Origin of the sequence: Pseudacidovorax sp. 1753 (assembly GCF_040544975.1) — a bacterium.
Classification (GTDB): Bacteria; Pseudomonadota; Gammaproteobacteria; order Burkholderiales; family Burkholderiaceae_C; genus Xenophilus.
This window is the reverse complement of the sequence record NZ_JBEPKY010000056.1, coordinates 1-1,885: the sequence shown is the minus strand read 5'-3', so window position 1 is coordinate 1,885 and position 1,885 is coordinate 1. Positions and strand designations below refer to the sequence as shown.

Annotated in this window: 1 protein-coding gene; it reads right to left on the bottom strand. The window is 65.9% G+C overall.

The window, feature by feature from the left end; translation table 11 throughout:
- Positions 1–89: 89 nt before the first annotated feature.
- Positions 90–1,475, bottom strand: a complete 1,386-nt coding sequence (gene ltrA / locus ABIC63_RS29850; RefSeq protein ID WP_354322463.1) for a group II intron reverse transcriptase/maturase — start codon at positions 1,473–1,475, stop codon at positions 90–92.
- Positions 1,476–1,885 lie beyond the last annotated feature (410 nt).

Sequence of the window (1,885 nt, the reverse complement as noted above, 5' to 3'; positions counted from 1 at the left end):
AATCGGGATAGGGGTCCGTCATTGTCGACGGAGCCCCTCCCACACCACCCGGCATGCGGGTCCGCACCGGGCGGTTCGAGCGCTTGAGGTCATGAGAGACGGGGCAAGCCCAGCCGGTCGAACCAGGAGATCGTGATAGCGGTGTTCAGCGCCTTGGCACTGTTACGCCACCAGCGACGGCTGTTGGCCGCCACCTGTCGCGCAACGCGAGGCGTCGCCCCCAGCGCCAGCAGTTCGCGATACATCGTCGTGCCCCGCCTCCACTGCTTGAGCTGCAAGGCCCTGAGTCGGTGGCGCAGCCATTCGTCCAGCACGCGCCAGACCTTGGGGGTCTGCGCCAGTGCGAAGTACCCCTTCCAGCCCAGCAGGTAGGGCGTGAGCCCTTGCACCGTCTGCGCCATGCTGCGCCCGTTGGAGCGCCCCGTGAGTTGCCGCATACGCCTCTTGAAGTCGCCCAGGGCCTCCTGAGCCACTGCGTATTTCACTTCTCCTGCCTTGGCCATCCACAGCTCGTAGCCCAGGAACTTGCGCCCCAGGGCGCTGCTCACCGCACTTTTGGCTTCATTGATCTGAAGCTTCAGCCGGCCGTACAGCTTTCTGAGCCATCCCATCACCCGCTCGCCTGCCTTGGTGCTGCCCACGTAGACGTTGCAGTCGTCGGCATACCGCGCGAAGCTGTAGCCCCGCGCCTCCAGTGCCTTGTCCACTTCGTCGAGCAGCACGTTGGCCAGCAACGGGCTCAGGGGCCCGCCTTGCGGCGTGCCTCGGTCTCGCTCCACCTTGACCCCGCCGTCCATGATGCCGGCATCCAGGTACGCACGGATCAGCCGCAGCACGGCTGTGTCCGCGATGCGTCTGCCGAGCCGCTCCATGAGGATGTCGTGGTTGACCCGGTCGAAGAATTTCGCCAGGTCCACGTCCACCACCACGCGCTTGCCGGATTGGACGTACGCTCGCGCGGCCTTCACCGCATCGTGTGCACGCCTGCCCGGGCGGAACCCGTGGCTGTGGTCGCTGAAGGTGGGGTCGATCAGCGGTTGCAGCACCTGCAGCAGTGCCTGCTGGATCAGTCGGTCCCTCACCGTCGGGATGCCCAACTCGCGCTGGCTGCCGTCGGGTTTGGGGATCGTGACCCTGCGCACCGGCTGTGGCCGGTACTTACCTGACAGCAACTCCTGGCGGATTTGCAGCCACGTCGTTTGCAGCAGACGGTGGGTCTGCTCGATGACGAGCCCGTCCACGCCGGCCGCGCCCTTGTTGGACTTGACCCGCTTCCATGCGGCTTGCAGGTTCTCTCTCGTCAGCGCCGCCTCCAGCAGGGTGCCAGCCCCTGTCATCGGCATCGCCGACCCTGTGCCCTGGTGTTGCCGGGACGGGCCGCAAGCTTCGTCGCTGGCAGGCTGCCGGGCGGCTTCACCGCACGCGCTGCCCACCCGCCCGCATCGCTGCGGCATCTGACGCATGGCCTTCGACATTCCCGCAATCCTCGGTCACTCGCTCTCGTTCGGTCCTTTGCCTCTCGCTGGCGGCTTCGGCGGCCCCGCTACCCGGCTACTACGACCTCTGCTGACTTCTCGCTCCGGCACCGCCGTCGCCCTTTCAGGCGCAAGGCGAGATCTCCCCAGGTAAGAACGCACTCCTTCGCTGCACAACCGCCGGATTTACACCGCCTCGCCTTGATCACGAGAGCTTCGTGGCTCTTTGCCCACTCGCCCTGCTCGGCACTGCCTTCTATCCGGTTCTTGTTCATCGGCTCGCAGCTTCGCTCCACGCTTCCTCCCCACACTCGGTCGCCCTCGTGCAGTTGCGCTTCACTTCGTTCGTCGTGATCAACTTACGGCGGGACTTGCACCCGCAAGAGTGCGCCCATGCTGGGCGCACAAAG

Excerpts from the sequence above, each read along its gene's own strand:
- ltrA (WP_354322463.1), bottom strand. The coding sequence starts at position 1,475 with ATGTCGAAGGCCATGCGTCAGATGCCGCAGCGATGCGGGCGGGTGGGC.